The following is a 16,803-nucleotide window of genomic DNA, read 5'->3' on the forward strand; positions in this document are numbered from 1 at the left end:
GAGAGAAAGGCAGGACAGTGGACCCATTAGTTGCGCATCAGCGCGCCCAGGAGGCGTTCGCCGGTGTCCTCGCCCGCGTCGACCCCGACGAGTTCGGCGCCCCGACGCCCTGTTCGGAGTGGACGATCGGGGACCTGATCGACCACGTCATCGGCGGCAACGAGCGCGTCGGGCTGTGGGCGACCAACCCCACGGAGCCGCCGGCCCGGCCCGGGGACGCCGTCGCGGCCCACCGGGCCTCCGCCCTGGCCGCCCAGGACGTCTTCGCCGGACCGGACGGAATGACCGGCATGTACAAACTGCCGTTCGGGGAAGTCCCGGGGCAGGTCTTCGTCGGGATGCGCACCTCCGACGTGCTGACCCACGCGTGGGATCTCGCCTTCGCCACCAATCAGTCCACCGATCTCGACCCGGAGCTGGCGGCCGAACAGCTGGCCGCCGTGCGCGTGTACGTCAGGCCCGAGTTCCGCGGCCCGGGCCGGCCATTCGGCCACGAGCAGTCGTGCTCCGCCGAGCGCGCACCCGCCGATCAGCTGGCGGCGTTCCTCGGCCGGAAGGTGCAGTGACGCAAAGGCTTCAGCCGTCGCGGAGCGCCTCGATCACCGCGCTGAAGTCCTTGTCCGCGTGATCTGCGGCAAACTTGGCGTAGATCTCCGCGGCGTGGGTGCCCAGCGGCGCCGCCGAACCGGTTGACGTCACCGCGTCCATCGCCAGGCCGAGATCCTTGTTCATCAGCGCGGTCGCGAAACCGGGCTTGAAGTCGTTGTTGGCCGGCGACGTGGGCACCGGCCCCGGCACCGGGCAGTTGGTGTGCACGGCCCAGCAGTTCCCGGTGGCGCCGGTGATGACGTCGAACAGGGACTGCGCCGAAAGCCCGAGCTTCTCGGCGAGCACGAACGCCTCGCCGATCACGATCTGCTGCACCGCCAGCACCATGTTGTTGCACACCTTGGCCGCCTGGCCCGCTCCGGTGGCGCCGCAGTGAATGACCTTGCCCGCCATGGGCTCCAGCACCGGCCGGGCCCGGTCCAGCGCGGCCTCGTCGCCGCCCACCATGAACGCGAGCGTCCCCGCGACGGCGCCCTTCACCCCGCCCGAAACCGGGGCGTCCAGCTGGGCCATCCCACGGGATTCCGCGAGCGCGTGCACCTCGCGGGCGTCGTTGACGGAGATCGTGGAGCTGTCGATGAACAGCGCACCGGCCCGCGCCGACGGAAGCACCTCGGCGTAGCAGCGTTTGACCAGCTCGCCGTTCGGCAGCATGGTGATGACCACGTCCGCGTCGGCCACCGCGGCGGTGGCGCTGTCGAAACCGGTGACACCGTTGGCGGTCGCGGCGGACAGCGCCGCGGGCACGGGATCGAATCCGCGGACCGCATGGTTGGCGGCAACGAGATTCGCCGCCATGGGCGCGCCCATGTTGCCCAGGCCCAGGAACGCCACCGTCAAGTGCTCAGTCATCTCCGGACCCTTCTAGGCGGTGGCTTGAGCGGCCCGGCATCGTGCTGCCTCGGCCCGGCCGATGACCACCCGCATGATCTCATTGGTACCTTCCAGGATTCGGTGCACACGCAGGTCGCGGACGATCTTCTCCAGACCATACTCGCGCAGATAGCCATAGCCGCCGTGCAGCTGCAGCGCCTTGTCGGCGACCTCGAAGCAGGTGTCGGTGACGTAGCGCTTGGCCATCGCGCACAGCTCGACCTTGTCCGGGTCGTCGGTGTCCAGCGCGTTCGCGGCCCGCCACAACATCATTCGCGAGGTCTCGAGGCCGGTCGCCATGTCGGCCAGGGCGAACCGGATGGTCGGCTCGTCGAGCAGGGGGGAGCCGAACGCCCGCCGCTCGCGCACGTAGGCACCCGCCTTGTCGAAGGCGGACTGCGCGCCACCCAGGGAGCACGCGGCGATGTTGAGCCGACCGCCGTTGAGGCCGTTCATCGCGATGCCGAAGCCGGTGCCCTCCCCGTCGGCGCCGCCGAGCATCGCGTCGGCGGGCACCCGCACGCCGTCGAAGACCACCTGGGCGGTGGGTTGGGCGTGCCAGCCCATCTTCTCCTCGTGCGCGCCGAAACTCAGCCCCTGGGTGCCCTTTTCGACGACGAACGCGGAGATGCCGCGCGGACCATCGCCGCCGGTCCTGGCCATCACCACGTAGACGTCCGAGGCCCCGGCGCCGGAGATGAACTGCTTGACGCCGTCGAGCACGTAGTCGCCCCCCTGCTTGACGGCGCGGGTACTCAGCGCGCTGGCGTCCGACCCGGCGCCCGGCTCGGTGAGGCAGTAGCTGGCGATGACGTCCATCGCGGCCAGCCGCGGCACCCAGAACTTGCGCTGTTCGGCGGTGCCGTAGCTGTCGATCATCCATGTGCACATGTTGTGGATGGATAAGAATGCCGCGATAGTCGGGCAGGCGATGGCCAGCTGCTCGAAGATGCGCACACCGTCGAGCCGGCGCAGCCCGCTGCCCCCCACGTCCTCGCTGCAGTAGATCGCCGCCATGCCGAGTTCGGCGGCCTCGCGCAGCACGTCGGTCGGGAAATGCTTGGTGGCATCCCATTCCAGGGTGTTCGGTGCGATGCGCTTGGCGGCGAACGCGGCCGCCGTCTCGGTGATGACCCGCTCGTCCTCGTTGAGGGTGAACATCGCGCCTAATTCATTGTCGGAATCACGAATTCGGCGCCGTCCTTGATGCCGGACGGCCACCGCGACGTCACGGTCTTGACCTTGGTGTAGAACTGGATCGACGCCGGGCCGTGCTGGTTGAGGTCGCCGAAGCCGGAGCGCTTCCATCCGCCGAAGGTGTGGTAGGCCACCGGGACCGGGATCGGCACGTTGACGCCGACCATGCCCACCTGCACGCGGGACACGAAGTCGCGAGCGGCGTCGCCGTCGCGGGTGAAGATCGCCACGCCGTTGCCGTACTCGTGCTCGGATGGGAGCGCGACTGCTTCCTCATAGGTCTTGGCCCTGACGATGCACAGCACGGGCCCGAAGATCTCGTCGGTGTAGATCGACATGTCGGGGGTCACGTGGTCGAACAACGTTGGGCCGATGAAGAATCCGCCCTCGAGGTTGGCGTCACCGAAGGTCAGGTCGTCGCTGGCGCGGTCCCGGCCGTCGATGACCAGTTCGGCGCCCGCCTGCACCCCCTGGCCGATGTAGTCGCGCACCCGGCTCAGTGCGGCCTCCGTGACCAGCGGTCCGTAGTCGGCCTTGGGGTCCAGGCTGTGGCCCACCCGCAGGTTGTTGATCCGGTCGATGAGCCTGGCGCGCAGTCGATTTGCGGTCTGCTCGCCGACCGGCACCGCGACGCTGATCGCCATGCACCGTTCCCCCGCGCTGCCGTACCCGGCGCCGATCAGCGCGTCGACGGCCTCGTCGAGGTCGGCGTCGGGCATCACGATCATGTGGTTCTTGGCGCCGCCGAAGCATTGCGACCGCTTGCCGGTGGCCGCGGCGGTCGCGTAGATGTACTGGGCGATGTCGGAGCTGCCGACGAAACCGACCGCCTGGATGTCCCGGTGGTGCAGGATGGCGTCGACGGCCTCCTTATCGCCGTGCACCACCTGGAACACGCCCGGCGGCAGGCCCGCCTCTATGAAGAGCTCGGCCAGCCGCACCGGGACCGACGGGTCACGCTCGCTGGGCTTGAGGATGAACGCGTTTCCGCACGCCAGCGCCGGCCCGGCCTTCCACAGCGGGATCATGGCCGGGAAGTTGAACGGGGTGATGCCGGCGACCACGCCCAGCGGCTGGCGCAGCGAGTACACGTCGATGCCCGGCCCGGCGCCCTCGGTGTATTCCCCCTTGAGCAGATGGGGGATGCCGATCGCGAACTCGATCACCTCGATGCCGCGCTGGACGTCGCCGCGCGAGTCGGCCACCGTCTTGCCGTGCTCGAGGGACAGCAGCTCGGCCAGCTCGTCGATGTGCTCGTTGACCAGGTCGACGAACCGCATCATCACCCGGGCGCGGCGCTGCGGATTCCATGCGGCCCAACCCTTTTGGGCTTCGACGGCCGAGGCCACCGCGGCGTCGACCTCGGCCGTGCCGGCCATCGGCACCCGCGCCTGCACCTCGCCGGTGCTGGGGTTGAAGACGTCGGCGGTGCGGGTGGACTGGCCGGCGGTGCGCTTCCCATCGATGAAGTGCGGGATCTGTGTGGTCATGGGGCCCTCGAGTGTCGTTGACGCGCTGAAGCGGATACTTGCATATCCTAGTAACCGCACTCGGGGGTTGGCAAGGCGCCTACCAGCTCGCCACGGGCGCCTCGGGGTAGTTTCCGGCCGCCAGGTCCTCGAGCAGGCTGGGATGAGTGGGCTGCCAGCCGAACAGCTCGCGGGTCAGCGCGCTCGACGCCGGCTGGTCCATCGCGAAGACCGCGCCGAGGAATCCGAAGCTTTCCGCCGGGACCGACGCGGTGGGGACGTTGAGCCCGCGCCCGATGGCCTCGGCGAGCGCGCGCATCGGGTCGCCCTCGTCGGCGACGGCGTGGGCCACCGTGCCGGGCTCGGCCCCCTCGAGCACCAGGCGGAAGAGGTGGGCGGCGTCGAGGACGTGCACGGCCGGCCAGCGCTGGCTCCCGTCGCCCACGTAGCCGGAGACCCCGGTTCGGCGCGCGGCCTCGACGAGCAGCGACGCGAACCCGCATGGCCCACCGGCCCGGTGCACGGACCGCGGGAGACGGACCACCGCCGAGCGGACTCCCTTGGCGGCCAGGTCCAGCGCGGCCTGCGCGTTGCGGCCGCGCCCGCCGACGGGCCCCTCGATCGACATCGAGTCGCGTTCGGTGGCAACCCGGCCCGCGATGGGGGGTGTGCCCGAGGCCATGACGAACGGCTTGCCGCTCCCGGCGAGGGCGGCGCCGAACGTCTCGACGGCGGCGCCCTCCTGGGCGACGGCCGCCTCGAAGTCGCCGAAATGCAGGAAGGCGAGGTGGATGACCGCGTCGGCCCGGGTGGCGCCCTCGGCCAGGCTCTCCGGATTGTTGAGGTCGCCGCGCAGCACCTCGGCCCCCATGGCCGCGGCCGCCCGCGCCGACGCGTCGGAACGCGCCAGTGCGAGGACCTCGTGGCCCGCGCCGATGAGCTCGGGGACGACCGCCGAGCCGACCCCGCCGGTGGCGCCCGTGACGAAAACGCGCATGAGAAACTCCTCGAGTGATGGGACTGATGTCCTATCACATTAGCAGGGTAATGGGATAAAAGTCTCATCGCTACGATGACCCCATGCCCCGATGGGAACCCGATGCGCGGCTGCGGCTGGTCGAGGCCGCTCTGCAGCTGTTTTCCGACCAGGGCTACGACAAGACCACGGTCGCGGAGATCGCCGATCGCGCCGGGCTGACGCGGAGCACGTTCTTCCGTTATTTCCCGGACAAGCGGGAGGTGCTGGCGGCCGGTCAGGAGACCCTGTCGCGGCTGCTGGTCGACGGCATCTCGTCGGCGCCGACGGGCGCCACCCCGCTGGCCGCGGTGGCCGCCGGGCTGCAGCGCGCGGCCGGTTCGATGACGCCGTTCAATCGCGAGCTCGCCCCCCGGCTGAAGGCGGTCATCGCCACCAGCACCGAGCTGCAGGAGCGCGATGCGCTCAAGCAGGTGGGCCTCGCCGCCGCCATGGCGGGCGCGTTGCGGGCACGCGGCGTGCCGGACCGGGCGGCGGCCCTGGCGGCCGAGTTGGGGGGGCTCGCATTCAAAGAGGCGTTCGCCGAATGGGTTACGGCAAAGGGCGACCAGAGCCTGGGTGAACTGGTGCGCGCCGCGCTCGACGACCTCCGCGCGGCGGCGGCCGACATCGGGTGAACATCGGCCGACGGCCGACGACATCTCGTGTAACCCGAGCTGATACTTATCGGTGAAGGAGGCACGTGGCGGCTCACAGCGAACCCGGCCCGCGTCCGCTGCGCGCGGTGCCCGATGACGGCTACCCGGACTGGGAGGCCGTCTACTCCGACAACGCGTCCTGGGTGTACCGCACCCTGTTCGCCCGGGTGGGCAACCGCGCCGACGCCGAGGACCTCACCGCGGAGGTCTTTCTGGCCGCGCTGCGGCCGCTGCGCCTGACCGCGAGCGTCGGCGAGGTGCGCGCCTACCTGCGGGCCACGGCCAGGACGGTCCTGGCCGCGCACTGGCGGGAGACCATGGGCCGGGAGATAACCTCGATCGACGACATCGAACAACCTCCCGACAGCGAGGAGGCGATCAGCACCGCGCCCCAGCGGGTGGCCAAGGTTCTCGCCCACCTGCCGGACCGCTATCGCCGGATTTTGGAAATGCGCTTTTTGCAAGGTAATTCGATCAAGGAGTCCGCCGCCGAACTGGGGATCAGCGTCGCCAACGCCAAAGTGCTCCAGCACCGGGCCCTGCGGCTGGCGGCACAGGTCAACGATGGAGGTCAGCGATGAACGCGCGGGGAATGCGCCGCTATGTCGACGACCTGCTGCGGGGCCGCCGGCCCAGGCCGTTTGCGGCCGACGACTTCGAGGCGGCTCAGATCCGGACCGCGATCGAGCTGCGGGCGGCCGGGCAGGGCTCGGATTCCGGTGCCGAGCCGCGCCCGGAGTTCCTCGCCGACCTGCACGGCCGGCTCGCCGAGCAGATGAACGGCGCGCCCGCGCCGGCGGCGACCAGGCATCCCACGACGCGCCGCATGGTGATCGTCGGCACGTCGGCCGCCGCGGCGGCCGCGGCGGCGGCGGTGTCCGTAGATCGGGCGCTGATGGCGAATCCCACCGAAAGCCCGGCCGCCGCGGGCGAACTCACGCCCAACGACGGAAGCTGGCAGCGCGTCGCGGCCAGCTCGGACGTGCCCGATGGCGTCATGCATCCGTTCGATCTGGGAACGGTGACCGGCTTCGTGCGCCGCGTCGACGGCAAGCCCGAAGCGATATCCGGCGTCTGCACCCATCAGGGGTGCAAGCTGTGGTTCGACGCGCCGGACGGGGCGCTGCGCTGCCCCTGCCACACGACGTCGTTCTCGCCCAGCGGTCAGGTGCTCGCCCACCAGCTGCCGATCTCGCCAAAGCCCCTGCCCGCGCTGATGGTTCGCGAGGTCAACGGCGTGATCGAGGTGTTCGCCCCCGCGCGCCGCGAGGTGTAACCCGCCGCCCTATCTCTGGGCATGGATATCGCCAAGCTTCGAAAACATCTGGTCGCGGTGCCGGCCGCGGGCGTGCTGTTGCTGGCCGGTTGCTCGTCGTCGCACCCGGCCGCGCAGCCGTCGGTGACCTTCGGCCCGGGGGCCGGCGGCACGCCGGGGATGACGGGCATGAGCGGGATGCCCAGCGCACCGGGCCCGACGCCGGGCCCGGCATCGGCGACGGGGTCACCGGCGGCCGCCGCGGGCGACCAGGTCAGCATCGACAACTTCGCGTTCGCACCCGCCACCCTGACCGTCAAGGCGGGCGCCACCGTCACGTGGACCAACCACGACGAGGAACCGCACACCGTGGCCGCGAGCGACGGGTCGTTTCACTCGCCCGGAATGGGCACGGGGGCAACGTATTCGCACACCTTCGACAAGGCGGGGAAGTTCGACTACGTCTGCTCGATTCATCCGATGATGCACGGCACGGTGGTGGTGACGGGATGAGCAACGACCCCAACACGATGACCCGCCGCCAGCTGATCCGGCACTCGGCGTGGTTCGGCGCCGCGGTCGGGTTCGCCGTGGTGGGCGGCGAGGTCATCTCACACGTCGCCGGCACCGCGGCCGCCGAGCGGGCAAGCGCCCGGCCGACGCTGCGATTCGCCCAGGTGAGCGACAGCCACATCGGCTTCTCCGGGCCGCCGAATCCGGACGTGGCCGGCACATTCGGCCACGCGATCGACGAGATCAACAACCTCGGCTACACACCCGATTTCGTGATCCACACCGGCGACCTCACCCACCTGTCCAGCCCGGAGCAGTTCGACCAGGTGAAGCAGATGCTGACCAAGCTGCAGACGCCGCACGTCTTCACCGTGCCCGGCGAACACGATTCGGTCGACGACGCGGGACAGAAGTACCGCAGCGTCTTCGGCGCCGGAACCCGCGGCGACGGCTGGTACAGCTTCGACATCGCCGGGGTCCACGTGATCGCCCTGGTGAACACGCTGAACCTGAAGAAGCTCGGGCATCTGGGCACCGATCAGCTGGCGTTCGTCGAGAAGGACGTCGCGGGGTTGTCGAACGACACGCCCATCATCGTGTTCAGCCACATCCCGCTGTTCGCGATGTACCCGGACTGGGGCTGGGGCACCGACGACGCCGCCCAGGCGCTGAGCTACCTGAGCCGGTTCTCGTCGGTCACCTGCCTCAACGGGCATGTGCACCAACTGTTTTCCAAGACCGAGGGCAACGTGACGTTCTACAGCGGCACGACGACCGCCTACCCGCTGCCGCACCCCGGCGACGGGCCGGCGCCCAAGCCGGTCACGCTGCCGGCCGGCAAGCTGCGCGACGTCCTGGGGATTCGCGAGGTCAACTACACCAAGGGGCAGACCGCCCTGGCACTGAAGGAGACGACGCTGCAATGAAACTTCTGCTGCGACTCGGCCTGGCCGCCGCGCTGGCCGTCAGCGCCTTCAGCCACGCCTATCTGTACATTCATGGCTACCAACACATTCCGCGGATCGGCACCGCCTTCTTGGTCCAGGCCAGCGTCTCGTTCTCGCTGGCCCTGCTGATCGCCGCGGGCGGTCCGTGGTGGCTCTCGTGGGCCGCCGCCGCGATGGCCGGCGGCTCGCTGGTGGCCTTCGTCCTGTCGAGAACCGTGGGGCTGTTCGGGTTTTCCGAGCGAGGGTGGGACCCGGCGCCCCATGCGGCGCTCACCGTGGTGGCCGAGGTGCTGTGCGTGGCGCTGTGGGCGGCCGCATTCGTCCGGTGGCCGCGCCCGAGCGCGGCGGGCCTACGCGCGAAGGCGAGTGCCGCCGCACCGTAGCCGGCAAGCGGTAGGGTAGCGACACCTCACGCGTCGAAAATTGTTGTCCCGGTGCCTCCGGGGCTGTACGAGAGGTAGATCGGATCTTGTAGGAACGGAGCGATCCCGGTATTGAAGTTGCCACCCAGCAAACTCGACACGACGGACGTCTGTTGCGAACCGGCCGTCGTCGTGTACAGCAAGGTCGCCCCGTCGGGGGTGTAGACGGAAATGGTGGTTCCGGCCGGCAGGTAACCGCCGGCATTTGGAGGGTTGAGATTGTCCGGGACGTATCCGTACAGGCCGCCTGAATCGATGAACGCGCCGGAAGTCTGTTGGAGCGCCCCGTTGTTGATACGCACGTCCAGGGTGGCGGACGGGGCGCCGGTCACGGAGCCGATGGCGGGCAACGGGTTTGTGCCGAACTCCATTACGCCCTTGGGTTCATCGATCAGCACACCCTGACCGAAACTGCCGGGCAATGCCGTCACCGGGCTGCTGCCGAGTGGTCCGGGGGGATTGACCCCGACGCCCAAGATGGCCGGCACTTGCGAAGTCGGAACTGGATTGGAAAAGAACAAGTCGATGGTTTGGGTCGCGGAAGTGGCCACGGCGACGGTGGTCGGCCGGGTCACGATTCCATTCCCGAAATTCACTGTCGTGGTGTAGGTGTTGTAGTTCACGGTCAAGGTATTGCCGGGTTCGCCGTAGACGACGCTGCCGCTCCCGGTGGGCGGGCCGAGGGTCGCCGTGTTCACGTCCTGGGGCGGGAGAATGAGCCCCCGCGACCCGGTATCGACCACCACGGACGCGGTCGGTCCGCCGCCCACCGACAGGTTCGCCACGATGTCGTTGTTTTGCACCGTGATTGGGACCGTGGCAATGCCGGGGGCGCCGGCGGCGCCGGCCGCACCGCCCAACAGGCCGCCCCGGCCGCCGGCGCCGCCAAGCGCGGCGGGCCCACCCATCCCGCCGTTCCCGCCGTTTCCCCACAGGCCGGCGGACCCGCCCGCCCCGCCGGGCGCGCCGGTGGCGGTGCTGTTGCCGCCGTTGCCGCCGTTGCCGGACAGGAATCCGCCGGCGCCGCCGGGCGTCCCCACCCCTTGGGCGTTCGTCGTCCCGTCGGCGCCGTTGCCGATCAGTGGGCGTCCGAAAAGCGCGTTCGTCGGCGCGTTGATCAGGCCCAGCAGGTCGTCCTGGAGGGTCTGCAGCGGCGAAGCATTGGCGGCGTCGGCGGCGAGGTAGGCGCCAGCACTCGCGTTGAGCGTCTGCACCAACCGGGTGTGAAATGCCGCCGCCTGAGCACCCAGCGCGTGATACCCCGAGGCATACCGGGAAAACAGGGCCGCGACGGCTTTCGACACCTCATCACCGGCCGCCGCCAGCAACCCCGTTGTGGGTGCGGCCGCCGCGGCCTGGGCGGCGCTGATCGCCGAGCCGATGCTCGCCAAACGCGTTGCCGCATCGTCCATTACATCCGGAACCGCAAGTACAAACGACATCCGACCCCCTCCGAGCAATGGCTCACACGTGAAGCGGTCGCGGCCCGACTACAGCGACAAGCGTGATAGTAGCGCCGCTGGTTGGCGAAAGTGCTTGTTTTCAAGCGTGATTCGGTCGCGCTTCAGGAGGCGGTGGAATCCATTTTCCGCATGCGCCGCAGCGTGAGCCTGGCGGCCTGCGCCGACACGGCCGGGGAGAGGCGCTCCAGATACCACAGCGCCCTCCACCAGGCCGGCACGATGATGATCGCGTCCCCGCGCGCCACGGCACGAAGGACACGTTCGGCGAACCGTTCCGGCGCCATCGGCCGCATCGGCTCCCAGAATTTGAGCAGCGCCTCGTCGCCGGCGCCGGTCTTGGTCATCCGTCCGTACACGCCGCCGGTGAGGATCGGCGTCCGGATCGCCCCGGGGCACAGCACCGACACCGCGACGCCGTGGCGCCCGGCCTCCAGTCGCAACGCGCGCGACAGCGCGACGACGGCGTGTTTGGCGGCGGTGTAGCTGACGGCGCCGGGGGAGGCGAGCAGGCCGGCCATCGAGGCGGTGTTCACGATGTGGCCCGAGCGCTGCCGGATCATGATCGGGTACACCGCCTGGATGCCGTGCGCCACGCCGTGCAGGTTGACGTCGAACACGTCGTTCCAGTCCTCGAGCGCGTAGGAGTCGACCTCGCCGCCCACGCCGATGCCGGCGTTGTTGAACAGGTAGTCGATCCGCCCGGATTGGCGCACCGCCTCGGCGACGGCGCTCTCGAACGCCGGGTAGTCGCGCACATCGAGTTCGATCGCGTGCGCCTTCGCGTTACCGCTGCCCAGGCGTTCCGCCAGCTCCTGTGCCGGCCCGAGCTGGCGATCGGCGATCCAGACCTCGGCGCCCTCGTCGACCAGCCTGGTCGCCAGCGCCGCGCCGATTCCGGACGCGCCGCCGGTGACGAATGCGATCTTGCCCAGAAAGCTCGACGCCATGGGCGAGAGAATACTCGCCTATCTGTCGCGCAACCCGGCGACGAAAGCCTGGGTCTCCTCCCAGGTGGGCAGGAGGCCGGACGCCCGCACTTCCTCGAAGCTGGGCGCCGCGGCGTCGCGGTCGGACAGCGTGGGGGTGGCGCCGTCGACCAGCGGCCAGTCGATGGCCAGCTCCGGATCCGTCGCGCAGATGGTGTGCTCGCGGTGCGGGTTGTATTCCGACGAGCACAGATACATGATCGTCGAATTGTCTTGCAGCGCAAGGAAACCGTGGCCCAGTCCCTCGGAGATGTAGACCGTGCGGCGGTCCTCGTCGTCGAGCAATACGGAGTCCCACTGGCCGAATGTCGGGGAGCCGATGCGGGTGTCGACCACGACGTCGAAGACCGAACCCGACACGCAGGTCACGTATTTCGCCTGGCTCGGGGGCACCTGCGCGAAGTGCACGCCGCGCAGCACGCCGGCCGAGGACACCGAGCAGTTGGCCTGCCGGACGTCGAGCCGATGGCCGGCGAACTCGGTGAACGCGCGGTCGGTGAGCCATTCGAAGAACAGGCCACGGGAATCGCCGTGGATGGTCGGGGTGATCTCCCAGGCGCCGGGGACTTTGAGCTCGCGCACCGCCATGTCACTGACCCCGTTCTTCGTAGCGGCCCTCGGTGGCGTCCTTGAGGGGTCGCCACCACGACTCGTTGGCGCGATACCAGTCGATGGTGGCGCGCAGCCCTTCCTCGAAGTTGGCATGCTTTGGCGTCCAACCCAATTCGTTGTACAGCGACGTCGGGTCGATCGCGTACCGCAGGTCGTGGCCGACGCGGTCGGTGACGTGGTCGAAGTCGTCGGGGTCGCGTCCCAGCGCCTGCAGGATCGCGCGCATGACCGTCAGGTTGTCGCGCTCGCCCTCGGCGGCGATGAGGTAGGTCCGGCCGTTCTCACCCTTTTCCAGGATCCGCCGGACGGCGCTGTTGTGGTCGTCGACGTGGATCCAGTCCCGAACGTTGGTGCCCGCGCCGTACAGCTTGGGGCGGCGCCCGGTGAGCACGTTGGTGATCTGGCGCGGGATGAACTTCTCGACGTGCTGATACGGCCCGTAGTTGTTCGAGCAGTTGGAGATCGTCGCGCGCACGCCGTAGGACCGCACCCAGGCCCGGACCAGCAGGTCGCTGGCGGCCTTGGTCGCCGAGTACGGGCTCGACGGGTTGTAGGGCGTCGACTCGGTGAACCGGCTGGGCTCGTCGAGCTCCAGGTCGCCGTAGACCTCGTCGGTGGAGACGTGGTGCAGCCGGACGTCGTGCCGTCGCACGGCCTGCAGGATCGCGAAGGTCCCGACCACGTTGGTCTGCAGCGTCGTCCACGGGTCTTCCAGGGAGTTGTCGACGTGGGTCTCCGCGGCGAAGTGCACGACCGCGTCGGACTCGGCGACCAGCGCGGCGACCAGCGCGGCATCTGCGATGTCGCCCTTCACCACCGTGATGGCGTCCTCGATGTCGGCCAGCGACTCGCGCCGCCCGGCGTAGGTGAAGGCGTCGAGCACCGTCACGGCGTCCTCGGGGTGCTCGCGCACCGTGCTGTGCACGAAATTCGCGCCGATGAAGCCGGCTCCACCGGTGACCAGCAGTCGCATGGTCACCCACCCTAACCGAGCCGGGTGATCAGTTTGGGGGAGTTAGTCCCAACGGGCCGGCCAGCTCGCGCAGCGCCGACACCAGCGCCTCCTCGTTCGGCGCGCCGAGCACCTGGATCGCCACGTGGTCGGCGCCGGCCTCGCAATGTTCACCGAGGCGCCGCGCGATTGCCTCCGGGGTGCCGTAGGCCACCACCGCGTCGATCAGCCGGTCGCTGCCGGGCCTGCGCACGTCGTCCGGGGTGAATCCGAGCCGCAGCCAGTTGTTGACGTAGTTGCTCAGCCTCAGATAGCGCTCGGCCGTCTGCCGGCCGATCGCGCGGGCCTCGTCGGGGTCGGTGGTGAGTACCACCTTGTGCTCGGGCGCCAGGAACACCGAGTTGCCGACCTGTTCGCGCGCCTTGGCCGTGTGTTCCGGCGTGGTCAGGTACGGGTGGGCGCCGGCGCTGCGTTCGGCGGCCAGCCGCAACACGCGCGGCCCCAGTGCCGCGAGCACCCGCCGGCTGGTGGGCACCAGCGCGGCGTCGAGCGCGTCGAGGTAGCCGACCAGGGCGTCGTAGGGCTTGGTGTACTCCTCGGTGCTCTCGCGGTGACCCACCCCGACGCCGAGCAGAAACCGCCCCGGGTGGGCGCTTTCGATGCGCGCGAAGGATTCGGCGACCTCCGGCGCCGGCGCGGACCAGATGTTCACGATTCCCGTCGCCAGCTGCAGTGACGTGGTCTGCGCCAGGGCCGGGTCGACCCAGGCCAGGTCCGCGTCCGGCGAGCCGCCGACCCAGAGAGCGCCGTAGCCGAGCGACTCGATCTTTGCGGCCAGTTCGGGCGTGATCGACCGGGTGGGCAGCCACACCCCGAACCGCCCCAAATCGGGTTTCAGCGCCACTGCCTCGGTCATCGTCTCCCCCTCGATGTCTGTCAGCTCAGTCCGAGCGGCCCCGCCAATTCGGCCAGCGCCGAGACCAGGTTTTCATCCTTGGTCAGGACCTGCACGGGGACGTGGTCGGCGCCCGCGTCGAGGTGCTGTTTGAGCCGCGCGGCGATCTGCTCGGGCGTGCCGTAGGCGACCACCGAGTCGACCAGGCGGTCGCTGCCCGGGCGGGTGACCTCGTCGTCGGCGAAGCCCAGCCGCTTCCAGTTGTTGCGGTAATTGGCCAGGTTGAAGTAGATGTCGAGCGCCCGCCGGCCCACCGCGCGGGCCCGGTCGGCGTCGGTGGTGAGCACCACCTTGTGTTCGGGCGCCAAAAACGCCGACGCGCCGATCAGCTCGCGGGCCTGCGCGGTGTGCTCGGGCGTGGTGAGGTAAGGGTGGGCGCCGGCGGCGCGTTCGGCCGACAGCTTCAGCACCCGCGGACCCAGGGCCGCCACCACGCGCCGGTGGGCCGGCACACCATACTCGTCGAGCTGGTCCAGGTAACCCACCAGCGCGGCAAGCGCATCAGCGGGTTTGCGGTACTCGGTGTGCGCCTCGGGGTGGCCGACGCCGATGCCCAACAGGAAGCGGCCGGGATAGGCCTTGTCGATGCGGTGGAACGACTCGGCCACCGGCCCCGCGGCCGCCGTCCAGATGTTCACGATGCCGGTGGCCACCTGCAACGTCGTCGTGGCCTCGAGGAGGGGCTCCACCCAGGCCAGCTCGGCGGGCGGGGAACCGCCCACCCAGACGGCGCCGTAGCCCAGGGATTCGATTTCTTTGGCTTGCTGGGGCGTCACGCCGCGTCCGAACGATCCGAACCGGCCGAGATTGGGTTTACTGGGAGCGGAGTCGGTCATGGTTTTCCCAACCCGCCCGCCGCCCCGCCCTATTCCTTGCCGGATGCGCGGCTTGCCCGCGTGTCTGATTCGCGCGGTCGGGCAAATCCCGGTGCAATTCCCGCCGACCCCGCACAGCAGACCCGCCGAACACCTGCCACCATGGTCGGGGGCGCGTTATGGTGCTGAAACGGTGCTCCGGGAGGCGTTCTGCAAGAAATTTCGTTCGGGCGCTACCAGCTCATCGAAGTGCTGGGTCGTGGCGGCATGGGCTTGGTGTGGCGGGCTTACGACACCGTCATCGACCGGATTGTCGCGCTCAAAATATTGTCCGCCGACATTTCCCGCGATGAGGTCTTTCAGCATCGGTTCCGGCGCGAGGCCCATGCGGTTGCGCAACTGAACAGTCCGCACATCGTCCCGATCCACACCCACGGGGAGGTCGAAGGACGGCTGTTCCTGGACATGCGGCTGGTCGAGGGCCGAGACCTGCAGTCCGTCTTGGACAGCGGGCCGCTGACGCCGGCCCGGGCGGTGCACGTCATCGAGCAGATCGCCAAGGGACTGAATGCGGCCCACAGGGTGGGGCTGTTGCACCGCGACGTGAAACCGTCGAACATCCTGCTCGACGACGAGGACTATGCCTACCTGATCGATTTCGGGCTCGTCCGCACCGCCGACGAGCGGGGTTTGACGACGACGGGCGGCATGGTGGGGACTTTCCGCTACATGGCCCCGGAACGGTTCCAAACCGAAGACACCGGCGCCCCTGCGGTTGACGCCCGCTCGGATGTTTACGCGTTGGCCTGCGTTCTGTATGAGTGCTTGACCGCGGAGCACGCAATCGGGGGCTATACCCTGGAGCAACAGATCGGCAACCACGTGGTCGCCCCGCCGCCACGGCCGTCGGACTCCAACCCGGCGCTGCCGCGAGGCTTCGACGCGGTTATCGCCAAGGGCATGGCCAAGAGGCCGAGCGACCGCTACGACACCGCGCCGGAGCTGGCGGCAGCCGCCCGCGAGGCCCTCACCACGCCGAGCTCGCCGCCCCCGGTTGAGCCACTCGCGGCCCCGCACAACGCAGCCACTAAAAACAGTGAAAACCCCGAAAACATTGAAAACCCCGCCAACTCTGTCGACCGGCCGTCCCCGACGAGCGCACCTGCGGCGTCTTCGCGGGTCGCGCCGTCTCGCCCGTGGTGGGTGCGCAGATCTGTGCGCATCTCGGTAGCCGCCCTGCTCGCCGTCGTTGCCGTGGTGGTTGCTCTGGTTGCCGTCAGCGAGCGCGGTGGCGGCCCCCTGGAGACGGCCTTGCCCTTCAGCGGCCTGCGTGAGCCCGAAGGCGTCACGGTGGATCGTGGCGGCACCGTGTTCGTCGCCGACACGCTGCACAACCGGGTGCTGGGCTTGACCGCGGGTTCGAAGGAGCAGACCTTGCTGCCGTTCGAAAACCTGAGCTTTCCGACCGGTGTGACAACGGACGACACCGGCGCCGTGTACGTCAACGACGCCGGAAACAAGCGGGTGGTGGTGCTCGCCGCCGGCTCGAAGAAACAATTTCAGCTGCCGTTCAACGACCTCGGCAACCCGACCGGCCTGACCGTGGACCGCGCCCACACCGTCTACGTCACCGACACCCAAAAGAATCGGGTAGTTGCCCTTCCCGCCCACTCGACCACGGAAACCGTCCTACCCTTCACCGGTCTCAACGCTCCCACCGGTTTGGTGGTAGCCGACAACGGAACGATCTATGTAGCCGACGGCGGGAACAACAGGGTCCTGGCACTGGCCCGCGGCTCGACCGTCCAAAGCACGTTGCCCTTCACCGGCCTCTCCACTCCCGGCGGGGTGACGGTGGACACTCACGGTGCGGTGTACGTCACCGACAGTGCGCACAATCGGGCCCTGAAGCTTCCGCCGGGCTCGAGCGAGCAAGTCATCCTGCCGTTCGCCAGCCTGGACTATCCCTGGGGGCTCGCGGTTGGCGTCGACGGCACGGTCTACGTGGCCGGCCACAACAACAAGATCGTGGCGCTGCCGCAGCGATAGGGAATGGTCGTC

Annotated in this window: 18 protein-coding genes; 8 read left to right on the forward strand and 10 right to left on the reverse strand. The window is 69.2% G+C overall.

Translation table 11 applies throughout. The annotated features are described in order from the left end of the window. The first annotated feature begins 17 nt into the window (after positions 1-17). Positions 18-566, forward strand: a complete 549-nt coding sequence (locus A5696_RS03470) for a TIGR03086 family metal-binding protein (RefSeq protein WP_067873466.1) — start codon at positions 18-20, stop codon at positions 564-566. A gap of 10 nt (positions 567-576) precedes the next feature. Here A5696_RS03470 and mmsB read toward each other — a convergent pair whose 3' ends face one another. The 4 genes from mmsB to A5696_RS03490 all read right to left on the reverse strand — a co-directional run bounded on the left by mmsB (position 577) and on the right by A5696_RS03490 (position 5,145). Continuing rightward, positions 577-1,461 carry a 3-hydroxyisobutyrate dehydrogenase gene (gene mmsB / locus A5696_RS03475; protein WP_067873469.1) on the reverse strand — a complete coding sequence of 295 codons (885 nt, stop codon included), beginning with the start codon at positions 1,459-1,461 and terminating at the stop codon, positions 577-579. A gap of 12 nt (positions 1,462-1,473) precedes the next feature. Continuing rightward, entirely contained in the window at positions 1,474-2,643 is a 1,170-nt protein-coding gene (locus tag A5696_RS03480) for an acyl-CoA dehydrogenase family protein (protein ID WP_067873472.1), read from the reverse strand. A gap of 5 nt (positions 2,644-2,648) precedes the next feature. Beyond that, entirely contained in the window at positions 2,649-4,169 is a 1,521-nt protein-coding gene (locus A5696_RS03485; RefSeq protein ID WP_067873475.1) for a CoA-acylating methylmalonate-semialdehyde dehydrogenase, read from the reverse strand. Between the two features lie 79 nt (positions 4,170-4,248). Next, positions 4,249-5,145 carry an SDR family oxidoreductase gene (locus A5696_RS03490; protein ID WP_067873479.1) on the reverse strand — a complete coding sequence of 299 codons (897 nt, stop codon included), beginning with the start codon at positions 5,143-5,145 and terminating at the stop codon, positions 4,249-4,251. Between the two features lie 83 nt (positions 5,146-5,228). Between A5696_RS03490 and A5696_RS03495 the strand changes: the two genes are divergently transcribed. The 6 genes from A5696_RS03495 (at position 5,229) to A5696_RS03520 (ending at position 8,920) form a co-directional block, all read left to right on the forward strand. Further along, positions 5,229-5,801 carry a TetR/AcrR family transcriptional regulator gene (locus A5696_RS03495; protein WP_067873482.1) on the forward strand — a complete coding sequence of 191 codons (573 nt, stop codon included), beginning with the start codon at positions 5,229-5,231 and terminating at the stop codon, positions 5,799-5,801. 65 nt (positions 5,802-5,866) lie between these two features. Further along, on the forward strand, positions 5,867-6,403 hold the full coding sequence (locus A5696_RS03500) for an RNA polymerase sigma factor (protein WP_067873485.1): 537 nt from the start codon (positions 5,867-5,869) through the stop codon (positions 6,401-6,403). Further along, positions 6,400-7,098, forward strand: coding sequence for a Rieske (2Fe-2S) protein (locus A5696_RS03505; RefSeq protein ID WP_067873489.1), 699 nt, complete (start codon positions 6,400-6,402; stop codon positions 7,096-7,098). The genes A5696_RS03500 and A5696_RS03505 overlap by 4 nt, the downstream gene beginning before the upstream one ends. Positions 7,099-7,113: 15 nt before the next feature. Then, complete coding sequence (locus tag A5696_RS03510) at positions 7,114-7,590, forward strand: cupredoxin family copper-binding protein (RefSeq protein WP_067873491.1); 477 nt, start codon at positions 7,114-7,116, stop codon at positions 7,588-7,590. After that, the gene (locus A5696_RS03515; RefSeq protein ID WP_067873494.1) at positions 7,587-8,516 is read left to right on the forward strand and encodes a metallophosphoesterase; all 930 of its coding nucleotides are present in this window, start codon (positions 7,587-7,589) and stop codon (positions 8,514-8,516) included. The genes A5696_RS03510 and A5696_RS03515 overlap by 4 nt, the downstream gene beginning before the upstream one ends. Continuing rightward, positions 8,513-8,920 (forward strand): hypothetical protein, encoded by a 408-nt coding sequence (locus A5696_RS03520; RefSeq protein WP_067873497.1) that lies wholly within the window; start codon positions 8,513-8,515, stop codon positions 8,918-8,920. Before A5696_RS03515 ends, A5696_RS03520 begins: the two co-directional genes overlap by 4 nt. Positions 8,921-8,946: 26 nt before the next feature. Here A5696_RS03520 and A5696_RS03525 read toward each other — a convergent pair whose 3' ends face one another. The 6 genes from A5696_RS03525 to A5696_RS03550 all read right to left on the reverse strand — a co-directional run bounded on the left by A5696_RS03525 (position 8,947) and on the right by A5696_RS03550 (position 14,763). After that, positions 8,947-10,401: a PecA family PE domain-processing aspartic protease gene (locus tag A5696_RS03525; protein ID WP_067873499.1), complete on the reverse strand. Its 1,455-nt coding sequence runs from the start codon at positions 10,399-10,401 to the stop codon at positions 8,947-8,949. A gap of 122 nt (positions 10,402-10,523) precedes the next feature. Further along, positions 10,524-11,369 carry an SDR family oxidoreductase gene (locus A5696_RS03530; RefSeq protein WP_067873502.1) on the reverse strand — a complete coding sequence of 282 codons (846 nt, stop codon included), beginning with the start codon at positions 11,367-11,369 and terminating at the stop codon, positions 10,524-10,526. Positions 11,370-11,387: 18 nt separating this feature from the next. After that, positions 11,388-11,996, reverse strand: a complete 609-nt coding sequence (gene rfbC, locus A5696_RS03535) for a dTDP-4-dehydrorhamnose 3,5-epimerase (RefSeq protein WP_067873509.1) — start codon at positions 11,994-11,996, stop codon at positions 11,388-11,390. A 1-nt stretch (position 11,997) separates the two neighbouring features. After that, the gene (gene rfbB, locus A5696_RS03540) at positions 11,998-12,993 is read right to left on the reverse strand and encodes a dTDP-glucose 4,6-dehydratase (RefSeq protein WP_067873792.1); all 996 of its coding nucleotides are present in this window, start codon (positions 12,991-12,993) and stop codon (positions 11,998-12,000) included. A 28-nt stretch (positions 12,994-13,021) separates the two neighbouring features. Beyond that, positions 13,022-13,888 (reverse strand): LLM class F420-dependent oxidoreductase, encoded by an 867-nt coding sequence (locus tag A5696_RS03545; protein WP_067873510.1) that lies wholly within the window; start codon positions 13,886-13,888, stop codon positions 13,022-13,024. 20 nt (positions 13,889-13,908) lie between these two features. After that, positions 13,909-14,763 carry an LLM class F420-dependent oxidoreductase gene (locus tag A5696_RS03550; protein WP_067873513.1) on the reverse strand — a complete coding sequence of 285 codons (855 nt, stop codon included), beginning with the start codon at positions 14,761-14,763 and terminating at the stop codon, positions 13,909-13,911. Positions 14,764-14,985: 222 nt separating this feature from the next. Here A5696_RS03550 and A5696_RS03555 point away from each other — a divergent pair, with 222 nt between their 5' ends. Further along, complete coding sequence (locus A5696_RS03555; RefSeq protein WP_255380944.1) at positions 14,986-16,791, forward strand: serine/threonine-protein kinase PknD; 1,806 nt, start codon at positions 14,986-14,988, stop codon at positions 16,789-16,791. The last annotated feature ends 12 nt before the right edge of the window (positions 16,792-16,803 follow it).

Source organism: Mycobacterium sp. E2699, assembly GCF_001666745.1.
In the GTDB taxonomy this organism is placed as follows: Bacteria; Actinomycetota; Actinomycetes; order Mycobacteriales; family Mycobacteriaceae; genus Mycobacterium.